The following is an 18033-nucleotide window of genomic DNA, read 5'->3' as shown; positions in this document are numbered from 1 at the left end:
GGGCGCGGTGATTGCAGCCCCACAATCGGGAAATCGCCGTCGAGATAGTGCAGCAGCGCGCTGTACTGCCAGGCGAACCCTGATGCCGGATGGATGCAGAACAGCGTCGGTCCCTGACCGGCACGCAGTGGCAGCAGTTCCCCGTTGCCGCTGCTGTCGCTGGCATCGCCTGACAACAGCGCTGCCAGTTTCTCCACGCTGCGTGCGGCGATGATCTGTCCGACACTCACCGGCTGCGCTACACGGCGGCGCATTTCTGCTGCCAGTCGCATCGCCAGCAGGGAATGACCGCCCAACGCAAAGAAATCATCGTCGGCATACACCTGCTCACATCCCAGTAGCTGCTGGAACAGTTCTGCCAGCATCTGCTCGTGAGGCGTTTCCGGCAGACGGCCAGCCTGCGTGCTGCGTTGCGGCAACGGCAACGCTTTACGATCCAGTTTGCCGTTAGCGCTGAGGGGCAAATCGTCCAGCAGCAAATAGCTCACCGGCTGCATGTGGGCGGGCAGGCGAGTGCTCAACTGCTGTTTTACCTGTTCGATGTCCAGTGCCACGCCAGGCTGAGCCACCAGCCAGCCGAGCAGCTGGCGGTTATCGATGCCCGCCGCCGCCTGTTGTGTCAAATTGCGCGCAGCCACGACCGCCTGCGCCACGCCCGGCAATGCCACCAGCGCCTGCTCAATTTCACCCGGTTCGATACGTTGTCCGCGCATCTTTAACTGATCGTCGCTGCGCCCCAGATACTCTACGGCGCCATCCTCACGCCAGCAGGCGATATCACCGGTTCGGTACATACGTTCGCCATCAGCAAACGGAGCGGCAATAAAGCGCTGCGCGGTAAGATCGGCGCGATGCAAATAGCCATCTGCCAGCTGGATGCCGCTGAGATAAAGATCGCCCGGCACGCCGACCGGCACCGGGCGCAGCAGGTTATCGAGGATATGCAGTTGGGTGTTCCACACCGGACGACCAATCGGCACGCCGGGGCCATTCAGGCCTTCGAGCGCGCTACCGCTGGCGGGTTGCCATGTGACATCCACGGCGGCTTCGGTCGGGCCGTACAGATTATGCAGCGGAGCGGCGATCACCTGCTGATAGCTGCGCGCCAGATCGCAGGCCAGCGCTTCTCCGCTGCAAAATACGCGGCGCAGTGAAGCGCAGGCGCGATCGGTGTGCGTACTGACATGCCCGACAAAGGCGGCCAGCATCGACGGAACGAAGTGCAGGGTGGTGACCTGATAATCGTCAATCAACTGCCACAGCGCCTGTGGATCGCGATGGGCATCCGGTGGCGCCATCATCAACTGCGCGCCGGTCATCAATGGCCAGAAGAACTCCCACACCGAAACATCAAAGCTGCACGGCGTTTTCTGCAACACCACATCGTCGCTGCGCAGTGGATAGCTGGCCTGCATCCAGCGCAAGCGGTTAACGATGGCGCGTTGATTGACTACCACGCCTTTCGGCTTGCCGGTGGAACCTGAGGTGTAAAGCACATAAGCCGGGCGCTGCGCGTCGGGTTTAGGCAATGGATGACGTGCTACCGTCTGTGCGCTGGCAAGGCGATCGAACATCATCAGCGTGCCAAAGTCAGCAAAACGATTTTCCAGCGCCGACTCGGTGATCACCACCCACGGTCGTGCATCGTCCACCATGTACGCCAGACGTTCATCGGGATAACCAATATCCAGTGGCAACCAGGCTGCGCCTGCCTGCAAGATGGCGGTAAGGGCAATACTCAGACGAACCGAACGCGGCAAGGCAACGGCAACGATATCGCCTGGCATCACGCCCGCTTCGATCAGTCGATCGGCCAGCAATGTGGCCTGACGCTGCATCTCGCGGTAGCAGAGCTGATGCTCAACATCACACAGCGCCAGCGCGTCCGGTGTGCGTGCGGCTTGCTGGGCGATGGCTTGTTGTAGGGTTTCATTTTCCAGCTGCACGCCGGTGTTATTGACCCACTCGAGCAGCGATTGCTCGGCGAGGGTTTGCAAACGCCACTGCGTTAACGGCAGATCTGGTGTGGTCACCAGCTGCTGTAACAGCAGCAACAGGCGTTCAGCCAGACGGTCGGCATCGGTGACGCAAGCGCGGTATTCCATTAATAGCGTCAACTGTTCACCCGGCAGCACCAGCAGCGTCAACGGATAATGGGTATAGCCGCGGTTGTGGATCGCGTCGCAGCGCACCTTCGCGTTGGCGTCGAGTAATGTCTGATTATCAGGATAGTTCTCCACCACCAGCAGGGTATCAAATAGCGTACCCGCACCCGCCAGCTGTTGGATTTCAGCCAGTCCAAGGCAATCCTGCTCAATCAGCTGGATCTGACGATTTTGGTGCGCGGCTAACTGCTCCAGCAACGGGCGTTGAGTATCAAACCGCACGCGCACCGGCAGCGTGTTACTGAACAGACCGACATGTTGATCGATCCCTTCAATCTGGCCGAAACGACCTGAAACCGGCGCGCCAAATATCACGTCCTGCTGACCACTGGCAATCGACAACATCATGCCCCACAGGCCCTGCATCACGGTGTTGAGGGTCAATCCGCGAGTGCGGCACAGCGCATAGAGTTCGCGCTCCAGCGAGGCGTCCAGCGTAATGCGTTTTTCCTGAACAGCACTCTCGGCGGCATTGGGATATAGCAATGTGGGCCGCACGTCGCGCAGGCACTCTTGCCACTGCTGGCGAGCCTGATGCTCATCACGCTGGCTAAGCTGGCGCACGATGTCGGCATAATGGGTGCGTTGGGCGGCCAGCGGCTGTTGACGCAATGCGCTAAGTAAATCGTTTAAAATCACCGGCGTTGACCAGCCATCCACCACCAGATGATGCGCATTGAGCAGCAGCGTCCAGCGTGCTTCATGGCGATGCGGGATTAGCGTCGCCTGCAACATCACCGGCTGCCGGAACAGATCCTGTGACAGCGCCTGATGTTCAGTGGCGTCAATATCCTCGACTTCCAGCACCTGTAGCGGCCAATGCAGATCGCCTTCCGGCAGCAACTGCAAGGGTTGCAGACTGAGTTCGCTATCAAACCTGGCGGCGAGCTGCGGATGGCGCTGCAACACCTGGTTGAGCGCCTGCTGCACCGATGCTACCGACACATCACCGCTGAGGGTTAATCGCGTCAGTGAGTTATAGCTGCCTTGCGCGCCACTGGTCTGCGCGTGGAACAGTAATCCTTTCTGCAAGGGCAGCAGCGGCAAGACGTGGCTAAAGGCCCCGTGACGTGCGCGCAATCGTTGCAGCAGCGCATCATCAACGCCTTCAAGATTGATTTCCGCCGCGACCAGCGTGTTGGCGGCCTGCTGTGGCTGTTGCTCTGCGAAGTGGCAAAGCTGTTGCGCACCCAGAGCGATGGCCTGATGCAGTTGCTCAATCTGATCGCCATGCAAGACGCCCTCCGCCCAGCTCCAGTTCAGCGCCAGCTGCTGGTCATCAACAAACACGTTGAGTTCCAGTGCGTGCTGTAACGGCATAGCATCGTCCTGAATCACCGCAAAAGTGTCGCGGAACTGCTGCGCGGTACGCTGAGGCTGCCAGTGACCGGCGGATTGAGTGAAGCGGCCAAGATAGTTAAACAGCACCTGTGGCGCATGGTCGGCGGCCAGTTTCGCCAGGGTGATGCCGCGATGGGCATCCAGCCAGCGCAGTTGGCCATAACCGATACCGCGATCCGGCACAGCACGTAGCGCGGATTTCACCGCGCGCACGCTGTCATTCAGGGCGGCGGCATCGGGCAGGGCGAGCAGCAGAGGGAATTCTGCTGTCAGCCAGCCCACCGTTCGCGCCAGATCCTGATGATCGTGCAACTCGGCACGGCCGTGTGACTCCAGCGTCACGCGTTGTAACGCACTGCCGTTCATGCTGCGCAGCGCCAGTGAGAGCAGCGTCAGCAGTAACTCTTCGCTGGTGGCACGGAACTGCTGCGGCAGAGTATTCAGCAAGGCAGAGCTGGTGGCCACATCCAGCAGGGTGCGCTGATGCAAGACACGTTCGTTACCCGTTAAGGCTCGCTCACCCAGCGCCGGCAGCGGCTGTTCCAGCATGCGTTGCCAGAACGGCATTTCGCTGGCGCGTGATGCCAGGTTAGCCAGCAGCGTAGCGGACCAGTCATGCAGTGAGGTCTCTTCGGCAGGCAAGGTGATCGGTGCACCGCTTAGCAGTGCATCACCGGCCTGTTGCAGTTCATCCAGCAATACTCGCCATGACACGCCATCCACCACCAGATGGTGCAGCGTTAACACCAATCCGCAGCTTGCACCTTGTGTCTGGAGCAGGGTTGCCTGTAGCAATGATCCTGTCGCCGGATCGAGGCGTGCTGCATCGTCACGGAAGGCCTGATCGGCGGCCTGGTCATATGCTGACACTTCGATAACACGACAACGCGCAGGGCGCGCAGAGAGCGATTCGCCCACCACTAACTGCTTATCACGCGTGAAGGCGTTGAGGGCTGGATGCGTGTTGGTAAGCTGTTCAATCAGCTGTTCCAGCTGCGCGAGTTGCAGCTCTGGCGGCACCGACAGCAGCACGCCGTGGGCGAAGCGCGCGTTAATGCCCGCCTGCGCATGGAACCAGTGCAGAATCGGCAGACCACCAATCGCGCCCTGTTGCGACACGCGGGCATGTTGAGTGTGTTGCGTTAGAGGGGCGAGATCTTGCGCCATACGTGCGGCGGTGCGTTCGGCAAAAATGTCACGTGGGCGAAGCATATAACCAGCGCGGCGAGCGGCGGTGCTGAGGCCCATTGCCGAAATACTGTCACCACCGAGTGAGAAGAAGTCATCTTCTGCGCCGACGCTCTCCAGCCCGAGCAGGCTGGCCATCGCCTGGCAAATTAACGCTTCCTGCGGGGTGCGCGCCGCGCGGCTTTGCTGTTGCTGAGCCTGATGGGGTTTCGGCAGAGCCTGGCGGTCTATTTTGCCATTCACATTCAGTGGTAGGTCATCCAGCACCATCAGCACGGCTGGCAGCATATAGTCCGGCAACTGGCTACCCAACTGCGCCAGCAAGCGGTTGCTGATTTGCGGATCGGCGCGCAAGGCATCATCCTGCACCGAGCAGTAGCCAATCAGACGGTGCGTGGCGCCCATCACTTCGGCAATCACCACTGCGGTACTGACTTCGGGCAGCGCCACCAGCGCGTTTTCGATTTCACCGAGTTCGACGCGGAAACCGCGCACTTTGATCTGGTGATCCACGCGTCCGATAAACGCCAGTTGACCATCCTGACGCCAGCGCATCACATCGCCGCTGCGATACATCACCTCGCCTTCGCGGAAGGGGTTAGCCACAAAGCGGGCGGCTGTCAGATCCGGGCGGCGCAGATACCCGCGAGCGATGCCGGTTCCGGAAATATAGAGTTCGCCGGTGCAGTCAATCGGCACTGGACGCAACTGGCTGTCGAGCAGATAAACCTGGCTGTTGCCCACCGGGCGACCAATCACCGGCTGCGGAGAAGCCAGCACGCAGGCACCGAGGGTATCAATGGTGTACTCAGACGGGCCGTAGTAATTGTGGATTTCCATCTGATGCTGTTGCTGCATCAGTTTCCACAACGTCGGTGTGGCCGCTTCACCGCCAATCATGACAAACGCAGGGCGGTGGTTTTCCGCTTCCAGTAATCCGCTGTCGATCATCTGAGAGAAGAATGACGGCGTGATGTCCAGCAGATCGACCGGCACCGCGTTCATCTGCTGAATCAAACCCCAGGCATCGCGACGTAGTTCTTCGTCGAAGATATTCAGCTCGCAGCCCATCAGCATGCAGAACAGCGGTTCCCACGAAGAGTCGAATGAGAACGACGCGGTATGACCGGCGCGCATGCGGCGCGGGTTGCTGGCGTGGAAGCGGTCAATCGCCGGTCCAAACAGATGTTCGCGATGTGACAGGAACAGATTCAGCAATCCCTGATGTGTGCTCATCACGCCTTTTGGCCGGCCGGTGGATCCGGAGGTGTAAATCATATAGGCAAGATCGTCGCCGCACAGCAGAGTGCTCGGTACGCTGGTCGGCTGTGCCGCCAGTTCGCTCTCCAGCTGATCGATGCACAGCGCGGGAAGGGCCGGCATCTGCGCCAGTGTCGTGGAGTGAGTCAGCAATAATGCGGGTTGCGCATCGTCACACATCAGTGCCAGACGTTCGCGTGGGTAGTCAAGATCCAGCGGCATGTAGGCCGCGCCGCTCGCCAGCACGCCAAAGATGGCGACCAGCGAATCCACCGAGCGCGGAATACCCATCGCCACCACGTCGTCTGCTTGTAAGCCACGCGCCATCAAGGCATGTGCCAGTTGCATGGCGCGGTCGGTCAGCTGGCGATACGTCAGTGACTGTGTGCCACAGACGACTGCCGTCAGGTCAGCGCTTTGTGCCGTGCGTTGCAGCAGCATATCCACGATGGTGGTCGCCCCCGCAGGCGGGGTGATTTTCGGGCCAGTGGACCAGCGCTGTAAATCAGCCTGTTCGTCTGGAGCAATGATCGAAAGCGTATCCAGAGTGGCTTCGGGTTGTGCAGCGAACTGCGTGAGCAGATGACGAATACGGTCTGCGTGACGCTGTAACATTTGTGCGTCGTAGCGCGTCGGGTTAGCCACCAGTGTTAACTGCAATGCGCCATCACGGAAGCCCACTTCAAACTCGATATCGTCAACCGGGCCCATGGCTAAGGTGTGGGTCGCCGCCGGAATACCATCGAATTGCAGATCATCATGGTAGACCTTGACGTTAATCACCGGCCCATAAAGCTGTTGGCAGCTGCCGACCAAACCCAGATCGCGACGCAGTTGCTCTGCTTCATAGCGCTGATGACGGCGTGCTTTGCGGATTTCCGCTTGTACCTGCTGCACCAGCGCGGCTAAATCAGTGTGATGAGGGATGTCGAAGATCAGCGGCAGCACGTTGACCACCGGCCCCAACGCCGTCAGTGCCGCCGAGCCCATGCGGCGCATAAACGGAAAGCCAATCGCTAAGCGCGAGTTGTCGCTAATGCGCGCCAGATAAGCCACCAGCAGGGCACTGACAATATCGCCTTCGCTGCAATCCTGGAACGCCACGTGCTGGCGCAACGTTGTCAACTCCGGCAGCGCGACGTGGCAGCTGATCGGACGATCGCCAGCATCCGTTACGCTTTCACTGGAGAGCGTTAAAGTTTCGGGTAGTTCAGCCGCATAGGTCTGCCAGTGGCTGGCGGAACGGGCAAACGCCGGGGATACTCCCCACTGCTGATACTCATCAATCACCTCGCTAAACGGCGTGAAGGGTGAAAGTGAGGGTTCTTCGCCACGACACAGTTCGGCATAGATGGCCGCCACGCGCTGCGTCAGCGCTTCGAAACTGAAGCCATCAACCAGCAGATGGTGATATCGCTGATACCACCACCAGCTGCCATCACCCACGCGCATTAACACGTGGCGATACAGCGGCTTATCACCGTCGGCCGCCAGTTCGGCGCGCAGATCGGCCTGCATCAGTTTATGCGCCTGACCGGTGGCGTCCGCGCGCTGGCTGAAGTCATGCCACTCCGGCAGCACCTGTGCCTGCTCGCCAAACCATTGCGCGGGATTCCCGTTTTCATCGAGGCCAAAGCGTGCCTGCACGGTATCGGCTTCAGCCATGGTCTGGCGGATGGCGCTGTCCAGGGCGGCGCGGTTGATGTCGCCGTGTAGCACGCTGTAGTGCGCCACGGTAAATTGATTGCGCTGCTGCGCAATAGCGTCAGCGATCCAGATGCCGGGCTGAGCCGCCACCAAAGGATACGCAGGTGAATGCGTGATTAACGATGCCAAAGGAATGTTCCCGTCTAAAAAAATCGAAAAAAGGAAAAGTTAAAAAGCGAAAAATTAATGTGCGCTGGACGACGTCTGTTGCGTCGCTGGTCGCATGTCCTGCCAGTGTGTTTCGATGTACTCAATCGCTGCGGCACGCGGCAGCGGTCCCGCCACGTTTTGCCAGCCCGCAGGCACCTGAGCAAATGCGGGCCACAGGCTGTACTGCTGACGCGCGTTGATCAGCACCAGAAAATTGAGCGCGTCGTTATCAAACGGATTTTGTTGTTCAGACATGGTGGTTACCTTTTGAGGTTGGGTCAGAGAGAAGATCGGCCAGCAGCCAGCGGCAGCCGTCGATCAAGCCGCCGCGCCAGCACAGCGCGTCGTGCCCTCCGGCGTAGCAGCGGAAAAACAGTTCGTGGCCGGCGGCTTCCAGCGCGGGACGTATTTGTTGATTCACGAACAACATGTCCTGCTCGCGATCGCCGACTTCCTGGAAAATCTTCAGCTTGCCAGCGGGCAGGGCGTTGTCCTGTAAGCGCTGCAACAGCAGACCCGGAGCGTGCCGTTCACGGTTAGCGTAATCGCGGATGTATTGCAGATGCGGCCACCAGAACGAGCCGGATTGCGTGAGGATGCGGCCAAAACGCTTTGGCCAATGCAGACCGGCGTACAGCGCCGCGAGGCCACCATAGCTTTGCCCCGCCACCAGCGTGCGGCAGCCATCGCTGCTGAACGCGGCATGCTGACGGGCCAGCGGCAACAGTTCCTGTTGCACCGCCTGCCAGAAGGTTTCGTTGCAGGGCAGCTCAACCTCGCGATGCTGGCTATCGATTACGTCGATAAACAACCAACAGGCAGGCGGCAGTTCGCCGGCATCGGTGACCTGATCGAGGGCGCTGAAAATCGGCTGTCCGTATACCCAATTCTGCCCATCCAGCAGAATCGCCAGCGGGCGCTGATCCGGTTGCGCAGTCTGTCCGGTGGTGTAAAGCCAGACGTGACGCGTGACGTTGAGCAGATCGCTGTGCCACTGCAAAGTTTGCAGGCCATCCGGCCAGGTTTCGGCTAAACCGGCATCCAGCTGTTGCCAGGCGGATTGATCAGGCGCCTCGGGCATATGCGCATTACTCAGCGCAAAGCGGCGGCTGCTCAGAAACGGGGGCGAAGGATTCAGCATGTCGGGGATCGCCAGTGGCATCAGCGAAATCCACCATTTGCGTTGCAGCACCCGGCAGGTTTCGTCACTGCCGCAGAACAGCGGGGGCAAATGCTCAGCGGTCACCGGGATCAGGCTATAGCTGCCGCGCCAGTCAGATTCGATCTGCGTCGACCAATGCCAGACATCGCTAAGACCGACGCGAACAAGGGATTCAGGCGCCTGGCTGTGATGATCGGTGACGCCATTTATATCGATATAGACCTTTTTGGTAGACGATAACTCGGAACGGCCTTCTGGATCGCGCCAGAAGAAATGCATGCGCGTTTCGCCATCTGCCTCATGCTCAATCACCGGCGTACCCGCCTGATGAAGCTGTTCCCACCAGCGATGGCTGCCGAGATCGTCCTGCTGTAACCACTGGGTAACTGTTCCGGTTGGCAACCAGATTTGCGTCATTTGTTCTGCATCGCTGAGAAACATCCTGCAATCTCTCTCCACATTTTCTTCAAAGACTTTACATTAACAAACGTAATGCAAATGCTATTGATAACGATTTACATTTGCAATATTATTTTTGCGCCGAATAAATCCCCTATTTTTCAGATGATTATTCTGAAATAGGCTTTTAAGGGGGATTTAGGGCCGCGTTTTGCGAGAGGAAGTTATATTTCAATCCGTTACAGCTTTCGCCGTTGGGTGGAGGGGAATGGACGGATTATTTTTTCGACAAGGCAGTTTGAAATAGAGATGGCAACTATGTCCGTTAAAGCAAAAAATTTAGCAATACCTGCTGTGGCACTTCCGTTCAGATTCTCCCGTCTCCACCTGTCACTGGCCTCAATTCTGCTGGTGGCGCCTGCCACTTTCAGCGTCGCGGCAGAAGAGACCATCACCGTGAATGCAGATGCGCGTGAAAGCGTGACGTCTCCACTGCAAGGCTATGTGGCGAAAGAGAGCGCTGCAGGTACCAAAACCTCAACGCCACTGCGTAAAACCCCGCAATCGATTTCGGTGATTACGCGTGAGCAGATGGACGATCAGGCAGCGCCGTCGGTAGCGGATGCTCTGAGCTACACCAGCGGCGTGCTGACCAACTACCGTGGCAACTCGAACCGTAACGATGAAATCATCGCGCGTGGTTTCCGCTATGCACCGAAATTCCTCGATGGCTTGAGCTATGGCTTATCCGGCCAGGCTGGCGCGGCAGGACAGATCGACCCATGGTTGCTGGAGCGTGTGGAGATGATTCATGGCCCAGCGTCTGTGTTGTACGGCCAGGTGAACCCAGGCGGTGTCATCGCGATGACCAGCAAGCGCCCAACCGCGCAGAGCATTCATAAAGTTCAGCTCAGCACCGGTAATCAGCATCTGGGCGAAGCGGCGTTTGATTTCGGCGGCAAACTGAATGACGACAACACGCTGTTTTATCGTCTGAACGGTATTGCCAGCACCAAACATGAGTTCGTGAAAGATAACAAACAGCAGCGCATGGCGATTGCCCCCGCGCTGACCTGGCTGCCAAACGCGGACACCAGTTTCACCTTGCTGACCATGTATCAAAACGAGCCAAAGGCCGGATATCGTAACTTCCTGCCTGCCAACGGCACGCTGTTTAACACCAGCGCGGGCTACATTCCTTACGATTTCAACGTCAGCGATCCGAGCTTTAACGAAGCGAAACGCGAGCAGACTTCGGTTGGCTACATCTTCGAGCACAACTTCAACGACAACATCAGCTTCACGCAGAATATGCGTTACAGCAACATGGATGAGTCGTACAAATACCTGGTCTATACCTTCGATGTGGATGGCAGTGACCATCAGATCAACCGTCGCCCACAGCATGACAAAATTAAGTCCAAAGAACTGGGTATTGATAACCAGGTGAAAGCGACCTTCGATACGGCTAACGTTGCGCATACCGTGCTGGGCGGGTTGGATTACAAATGGAGCGATGTCGATAACAAACTTTGGCGCGACAGCGGTGATCAGTACATTCTCGACTGGGCGAATCCGACCAGCGTGACGATCAATGAGAGCGATCTGGCGTTAAACACCAGCACGCGCAAAAAGCTCGATCAGGTTGGCGTGTATTTGCAGGATCAGCTGGAATGGAATCAATGGAATCTGCTGCTGTCTGGTCGCCAGGATTGGTCAGAAGTGCGCACGCAGGACCGCATTGAGAACACCACCACTCAGCAAAATGACAGCAAGTTCACCGGCCGTGCCGGTCTGTTGTACGCCTTCGATAATGGCCTGTCGCCGTATGTCAGCTACAGCACCTCGTTCGAACCGAACCTGAGCACCGGCGCGCCAGGCAGCGATCCGTTCGCACCGACTACGGGTGAACAGACGGAGATCGGTATCAAATATCAGCCAGTGGGTTGGGATGCAGTGTTCACCGTTTCCGCGTTTGATATCACGCAGAAAAACATCACCTCTTACAACAGCGAACTGGGTTACAACGAGCAGATCGGTAAGGTGAAGTCCAAAGGTATCGAGACGGAAGCGCACGCGCAAATTACCCCCGAAATTAAGGTGATGGCGGCTTATACCTTTACCGATGCGGAAACCAAAGAGAGCAACACCGCGGCGCAGGTTGGCAAAACGCCTTCCAGCATTCCGCGCCATGCCGCATCTGCCTGGGGCAGCTACAGCTTCCTGAGTGGTGCGCTGAACGGTCTGACGCTCGGCAGCGGTGTGCGTTACACCGGCACGGCCTGGGCGGATTCCATCGGTCAGGACAAGGTTCCACACTACACGTTGTATGACGTGATGGCGAAATATGAGCTGGGCGAAGCGGCGAATTCACTGCGTGGCACCACGCTGCAGCTGAACGTCAACAACGTGGCCGACAAGCACTATGTTGCCTCCTGCAGCAACACCAGCGCGTGCTTCTACGGCAGTGGTCGTTCGATTGTAGCGTCTGTCAGCTACAGCTGGTAAGCGCGATAAGGCAGGGCGTCCTTGCGGGTGCCCTGGTTTTACCCATTTGCATTCCGTGCTGCTTTCCTGCAGATGAAACACCTGGAGACAGGTTTTCGGAAAATACTGGATTTGTGTGACTGTCATCACTCCGCGAGGCACGCTAAAATAATCGCTTCTCATTTAGCAAAAGGTTTTTCGTCACGATGTTTTCGCGTTTCACTCTGGCCGCTCTGACGGCCGCACTTATGCTTACCGGTTGTGCACGTCACGCCGCAGACAGCAACGCTACCGCGCAAGCTGACGCTCCAGCAGCGGCGCCCATCGAGAATGACAACATTCCTTCCCAGTTTGATAGCGGCCCGACCGTGATCAACGTTTCTCATCTGATCACGCGTACCGATGACGGGTCTTCCGTTTACGTGACGGTAGATGGTCAGGATGCCGGGCTGCTGCAAAAAGGCGAGAATAAAGAGATCCGCGTCAGTGAAGGCAAACACCAGGTCGGTGGTTACGTGCAGACGCTGTTTGGTTTTGGCAAGGTGACCATCGCATCGGTGGATGTGACCACCGACACCAAAGGCCCGAAAAACGTGGTCTATTCGGTGACGCGTCAGAAGCCGACCTTTAGCGAAACCCAGGCCGCTGCGCCAAACAACTCCTGATGAGTTATGCGGTGCTGCTGTGTTGTCAGCACCGCTCACTTTTAACTCCGGCTGAACACCAGTTTTAATCCCGCAACGGCGAAGCAGCAGGCCAGCAGCGCATCCAGCCCACGGCGGATACGGCGATAAAAGGCCGCCATCACCGCAGTGGAGAATAACAGCGCATAGCCGCAAAACACCAGCACGCAGATCGTGGCACAACCGGCGATGATCATCGGTAAGGTTGAAGTCGCTGCATCCGGTTTCAGTGCCACCGACATGATCGCCACCCAGGTCAAAATCGCCTTGGGATTACCGACGTGCATCAAAATACCCTGACGAAACAGCCTGATAAAGGCGACTTTGTCGCCGCTGGCGCTGAATTCATTCGCATCAGGACGGCGTAAAGCCGATTTACCCGCCTTATAGGCCAGCCACAGCAGATATAAGCCACCGCCGATTTTCAGCACAATCAAGAGCTGAGCAAAGGTTGCCAGTACGGTTAACACGCCGCAGGCTGCCAGCAGCGCCCACATCATCGAACCGCTGATCACACCACTTGCCAGCGCCAGTGCGGCACCGCGTCCTTTCTTCATCGCCGTGCCCATAATCGCCATATTGCTCGGGCCAGGGCTGGCGGTGGCAACAAAATAGGTGGTGTAGATCAGAATCAATTCGTGTGAAAGCGCCATGTCGTCCTCTGCGATGAGATTGTTCTGCTTTTGTTATATCGCCTGCATCGCAGAATGACTACTGCTGATTCCGTCTTAAGAAGGGATCGCTTTGGCGTAGCTGCGACTTTTCACTTTATAAAGCGTGAAAACAATCGATAGCGTGGCAATCACCACCAGAATCAATCCGGGGCCAATCAGCGATCCAAAGCCTAACGCATTGAAGATCAGCAGGCCGACAATGCCACCGGTGAGGAAGGAGAAGATGGTCACCAGATGGGTATTCAGTTGCTGCTTAAAAGCACGAATATTTTTGGAAGGATCGCGACGTAATAACGCAACAAATACCGAACCGATTGAAATGCCTGCATCTGTCAGCGTGCCGGTAATATGTGTAGAACGAACACGACCGTTGGAAAGTTGCGTCGAGGTGGAGTTATGTACACCCATTAAGAAAGCAAGCAGCAGCAATATTTCGCCGTTATTATTCGATGAGAAATAATAGATTTCGAACAGTGACGTCAAAATTAACAGCACACCTTCCACCAGCAGAATGCAGCTAAATATGGTGCGAAGCCCATTAATCACCCCAAGCACCACCGAAATCCTCGCGACAACCGCGCCCGTGACAAAGGCGCCGATCATGGCGATAAATACCTTGAGGTTGCGAATATCCATCTCATTCAAATCGCTGGATATTTGCGCGATGTTACCGGACATATGTGAGGGAAAAAAGCCAAAGGCGGCTAACGCCATGGCGTTCAATAATCCCGCTGATGTGGCCAGGCACAGGGCGAGATTACGATCTTCAAGGTGTGTTCTGGTGCGCTTCAGTTTTATCAGCATAATTCACCCTTGCTCATTGAGAGTATTGCGATAACGCAATGCGTCAAATCTGGTGTTCGCCAGTGAATAAGTGAAGCACAAAAATCTTAAGGGGATCTTAATAACTTTCAGATATAGATAAATCTTATTATGGGTGTAAAGATATCTAAGGAAGATTGCCAGTTGCGTTATCTCTGTTTACTTTGGCCTGATGCATTTAATTTCAGGGAAATATCGAAATGACCCATTCTGGTGCTCAACCTGAGCAGCGGCGCGCGCTACTGCTGGTCAATCGTCGGGCACGTCGCGGTGCGCAGTGGGCGGATCTGGCACATCAGCAATTATCGGCAGCAGGCTATTCCCTGATTACCCCGCACGAAGATGATGAACGCAGTTACAGTGAATTGATTCTGGCGCATCAGCATCAGGTGGATGTGGTGATTGTCGGCGGCGGCGATGGCACGCTGAATGCGGCGGCACCAGGGCTGATGCAATCCCGCTTGCCGCTGGGCATTTTACCGCTCGGCACGGCGAATGACTTTGCCCGTACGTTAGGCATTCCTTTTAATGTGGATGCAGCAATCAACATCATCGTCACAGGGCACACGCGGCGTATCGATCTGGGTGAAGTTAATGGTCACCTGTTTTTGAACGTTTCCAGCGTTGGGTTTTCTGCCAGCCTGGCGCTATATCTCACCGCTGCAGCCAAGAAAAAATGGGGCACCGCGGGTTACGCGCTGGCCGCATTACGCCTGCTGCGGCAAAGCCGTCCGTTCAGCGCCATGCTGCATTATGATGGTCAGCAGGAAGCGATTAAAACTGTGCAGTTTTCCGTGGGCAACGGTCGATTTTACGGCGGCGGGATGACGATTGAGAAGGATGCGGCACCCGATGATGGTCGTCTGGATGCGTATAGCCTGGAAGTGCGTCACTGGTGGCAAATTCTGGCGCTGTTTCCTTCCCTGCGCCGTGGCACGCATGGCCGATGGGGCAGCGTGCGTACGCTAAGCGGCACAAAATTTAGCCTGCACACCCGGCGTCCGCATGACATTAATGCTGATGGGGAAATTATTGGCCGCACGCCTGCACATTATCGTTTAATCGAAGGGGCAATCGCGGTATTAGCACCAAATAAACCTTAACTGCTCACTGTTATGGAACGTTAATATCGGCTGATGAGAGTGTGACAGTATTCTGAATATCCTAATCTCATTTCATTTAAGTCAATAATCAGTTCGTTAAGGTGTTCCTCTTTTTACCTCTGACAACCTGATGATAATTCGAGGTGTCATTCAATCACCTTGAGATAAATCATCGGGTGCACAGTTCCATTTCTTGCGTGATGGCGATGAAATCACGAGCTTTTCATCGATTGCCGCGTCTTATCACAATCTTTACATTATCCTGAAACCTCTTTCAGGGATCATCCCCATGACTTTCCGCTCTGACATAAACGGGCTGCGCGCCTATGCGGTTATGTTAGTTATCTTTTACCACTTTGGTTTTTCCCAGATGAGTGGGGGATTCCTCGGTGTTGATGTGTTCTTTGTTATTTCCGGCTATTTAATGACCGGAATTATTCTGTCGCGGCTCAATAATCATAAATTTTCACTGATGGCGTTTTATGCTGCACGCTGCAGACGTATCATTCCGCCCTTAATGGTGCTGTGCGCGATATTAATGCTGATGGGTTATTTCCTGATGCCACCCGAAGAGTATCGGCGCATGGCGGAGCATGCGGTCTCCAGCCTCAGCTTTATCTCCAATGTGGTTTATTTCAAACAAGGCGGCTATTTTGATACCGGGTCTGTGTATAAATGGTTGCTGCATACCTGGTCGTTAAGCGTTGAGTGGCAGTTTTATTTATTATTGCCTCTGGCGTTAATGTTCATCGCACGTTTCCTGCGCCAGCAATTTGTCTGGGTGATGGGCATCGCTGCGCTGTTGTCGTTTGGCCTGGTGCTGGCGATGGTTGCTGCTGATTATCATCTCACCGCCACCTATTATTTGTTGCCCACCCGCGCATGGGAAATGCTGGTTGGCGGATTAGTGTATCTTGCACCTAAAACCCGATTGAGCGGGCAGGGCTGGGTTCCACCACTGAGTATTCTGGCGCTGATTTTGTGTGCGCTGATATTTGATGAGAATATCGCGTGGCCCGGCATCATGACGTTGATACCGGTGATGTTCACCGCGCTGATCCTTCATGCGGGGGTACAGAACAGTCGGTGGTTAAATCATCGCGTGATGCAGCACATCGGTAAAACGTCTTATTCGATCTATTTATGGCATTGGCCCTTGTGGGTGTTCTGGCATCTGGCGGACTGGCCGGTCACGTTCGTCAGCCAGGTATTACTGATCCTACTGTCACTGGCTGCCGGTTGGGCTTCTTACATCTGGGTTGAGAACAGCCGAAGCTGGTTCAGCCGGAAAACCTACATCGCGCTGGGGCAAGCTGCTGTTGTGATGTTGTTTGGGGTGACGATCGTCGCGAGGGCGGGAATCCCTTCACGCGCGCCCGCCGTGGTGGCCTCAATCGATCACTATTCACAGCAACGCTTTGTGCTGGCTAAAAATTGTTTTGTGCTCAGCGGCATCACTTCACCACAGTGCGTGTTTGGCGATGCCAGAAAGGTGAATCTGGTGGTACTGGGTGATAGCCACGCCGCCGCCATGTTGTCCTCGATTGTTGCCAGCGCGAGAACGCAGGATGGCGTGGTGTTCATCGCGCAGTCAGGATGCCCTTCGGTGCCGGATATTCAACGCAGCGCCAGCCCAGATTGCGGTGGCTTTGTAAAAGCGGCAATGGCTGATATCGAACGCAAATACCCTAACGCATCGATATTGATCATTAATCGCATGTCGTTTTATTTGCACGGCGAGTATGGCAGCAGCAGCGCACCGACCTATAGTTTCAGGCAAGACGGCAGTTCCCTCGCCGCCTATCAGCAACATTTTGGCGCGGCGGTGAAACAACTCGCCAGCCATCATCGTGTTTTTATCATGACGCCGGTGCCGGAATTCGGTTATGACGTGATTTATCGCATGTCACGCGATGCGATGCGCGGCAAAGTGCTGACCATTCAGCAATCTCGTGCCGAGTATCAATCACGTCACCAGGATGCGCTGGCAATGCTCAACGATATCGCGGCGCTTTCGCCAAACGTCACCTTGCTGGATGCCTCGCAGGGATTGTGTGACAGCCGTTACTGCTACGGAGCCAGAGAGAATGTGCCGCTGTATCGCGACGACAATCACCTTTCGGAAGTGGGGAACAAAAGTCTGAGCGGGGTGTTTGCAGGGATGTGGGGGATCATTGAGGGGCGGTGATTTGTTAATCAACCCTACTAAAGTGTTGTAAATAAATATGTTTTTAGATATGCATCTAAATTTTTTGCAACAACGCGACAAAAATACTCAGAAATAATGAAGCGGGCTCTCGTTTATAACACTTGACTGCTAATGAGTCAGGAATGGCTCAATATAGATTGTAATATATATATCCTTGTATAGACTCTAATCTATAAGGATGAATGGTGTGGAGTGTTTTAGGCAACGAACTAAGGGCTAAAAAATGAAAACGTTAGAAGACCTGATGGCGGATTTAACGCCTGAGGAGCTCGTTCAGGTCAATGATAAAGTGGTGGCAATGCGCCTGGACTCCCAACTTTATAAGTTACGCGAGGCGCTGCAAAAAACGCAAAAGCAACAAGCGGAAGCCATGGGTATCGCTCAACCGTCAGTTGCAGCAATTGAAGCGCGCGGCGAAGACCTGAAAATCGCCACCTTAAAGCGTTATGTTGAGGCGCTGGGCGGGCAATTAACGATTGGCGTAAATATGCCTGGCGGCCAGCACGTGGATTTCGCGCTTTAAGCAGTTTCGTTTTTCTGAGCCAGCCACACCGTTCTGCCACCGCAGGTGGCATCTTCGGTGATCTGATTAACCACGTTGAAACCGTTATCCGACAGCAGTTGGCGGAATTCATCGTGATCCAGACTGGCATGATAGAGCGGACGGTCAAGGAAAGTGCCCA

Annotated in this window: 10 protein-coding genes; 5 read left to right on the top strand and 5 right to left on the bottom strand. The window is 55.8% G+C overall.

Going from position 1 to position 18033, the window contains the following annotated elements; genetic code table 11:
- The 3 genes from RT340_RS14220 to fes all read right to left on the bottom strand — a co-directional run.
- Positions 1–7790: non-ribosomal peptide synthetase (locus RT340_RS14220; protein ID WP_313376643.1), on the bottom strand; the 7790-nt coding region annotated here is incomplete at its 3' end.
- Between the two features lie 54 nt (positions 7791–7844).
- Complete coding sequence (locus RT340_RS14215; protein ID WP_211728641.1) at positions 7845–8066, bottom strand: MbtH family protein; 222 nt, start codon at positions 8064–8066, stop codon at positions 7845–7847.
- Complete coding sequence (gene fes, locus RT340_RS14210; protein ID WP_313376640.1) at positions 8059–9390, bottom strand: enterochelin esterase; 1332 nt, start codon at positions 9388–9390, stop codon at positions 8059–8061. Before fes ends, RT340_RS14215 begins: the two co-directional genes overlap by 8 nt.
- Before the next feature lie 300 nt (positions 9391–9690).
- On the opposite strand from fes, the gene RT340_RS14205 reads away from it, so the two are divergent.
- Positions 9691–11880 (top strand): TonB-dependent siderophore receptor, encoded by a 2190-nt coding sequence (locus tag RT340_RS14205; protein ID WP_313376638.1) that lies wholly within the window; start codon positions 9691–9693, stop codon positions 11878–11880.
- A 185-nt stretch (positions 11881–12065) separates the two neighbouring features.
- Positions 12066–12524, top strand: a complete 459-nt coding sequence (locus RT340_RS14200; RefSeq protein ID WP_097118821.1) for a hypothetical protein — start codon at positions 12066–12068, stop codon at positions 12522–12524.
- Positions 12525–12565: 41 nt separating this feature from the next.
- Here RT340_RS14200 and RT340_RS14195 read toward each other — a convergent pair whose 3' ends face one another.
- Entirely contained in the window at positions 12566–13195 is a 630-nt protein-coding gene (locus tag RT340_RS14195) for a LysE family translocator (protein ID WP_160867092.1), read from the bottom strand.
- A 75-nt stretch (positions 13196–13270) separates the two neighbouring features.
- On the bottom strand, positions 13271–14020 hold the full coding sequence (locus tag RT340_RS14190) for a YoaK family protein (protein WP_313376634.1): 750 nt from the start codon (positions 14018–14020) through the stop codon (positions 13271–13273).
- Positions 14021–14238: 218 nt separating this feature from the next.
- Here RT340_RS14190 and RT340_RS14185 point away from each other — a divergent pair, with 218 nt between their 5' ends.
- The 3 genes from RT340_RS14185 to RT340_RS14175 all read left to right on the top strand — a co-directional run bounded on the left by RT340_RS14185 (position 14239) and on the right by RT340_RS14175 (position 17873).
- Complete coding sequence (locus RT340_RS14185; RefSeq protein ID WP_313376632.1) at positions 14239–15141, top strand: lipid kinase; 903 nt, start codon at positions 14239–14241, stop codon at positions 15139–15141.
- A gap of 289 nt (positions 15142–15430) precedes the next feature.
- On the top strand, positions 15431–17329 hold the full coding sequence (locus RT340_RS14180; protein ID WP_313376630.1) for an acyltransferase family protein: 1899 nt from the start codon (positions 15431–15433) through the stop codon (positions 17327–17329).
- Positions 17330–17573: 244 nt separating this feature from the next.
- Entirely contained in the window at positions 17574–17873 is a 300-nt protein-coding gene (locus RT340_RS14175) for a helix-turn-helix domain-containing protein (RefSeq protein WP_034830328.1), read from the top strand.
- The last annotated feature ends 160 nt before the right edge of the window (positions 17874–18033 follow it).

Origin of the sequence: Pantoea sp. CTOTU50773, assembly GCF_032082325.1 — a bacterium.
In the GTDB taxonomy this organism is placed as follows: Bacteria; Pseudomonadota; Gammaproteobacteria; order Enterobacterales; family Enterobacteriaceae; genus Pantoea; species Pantoea communis.
This window is presented reverse-complemented; position numbering and strand designations above follow the sequence as displayed.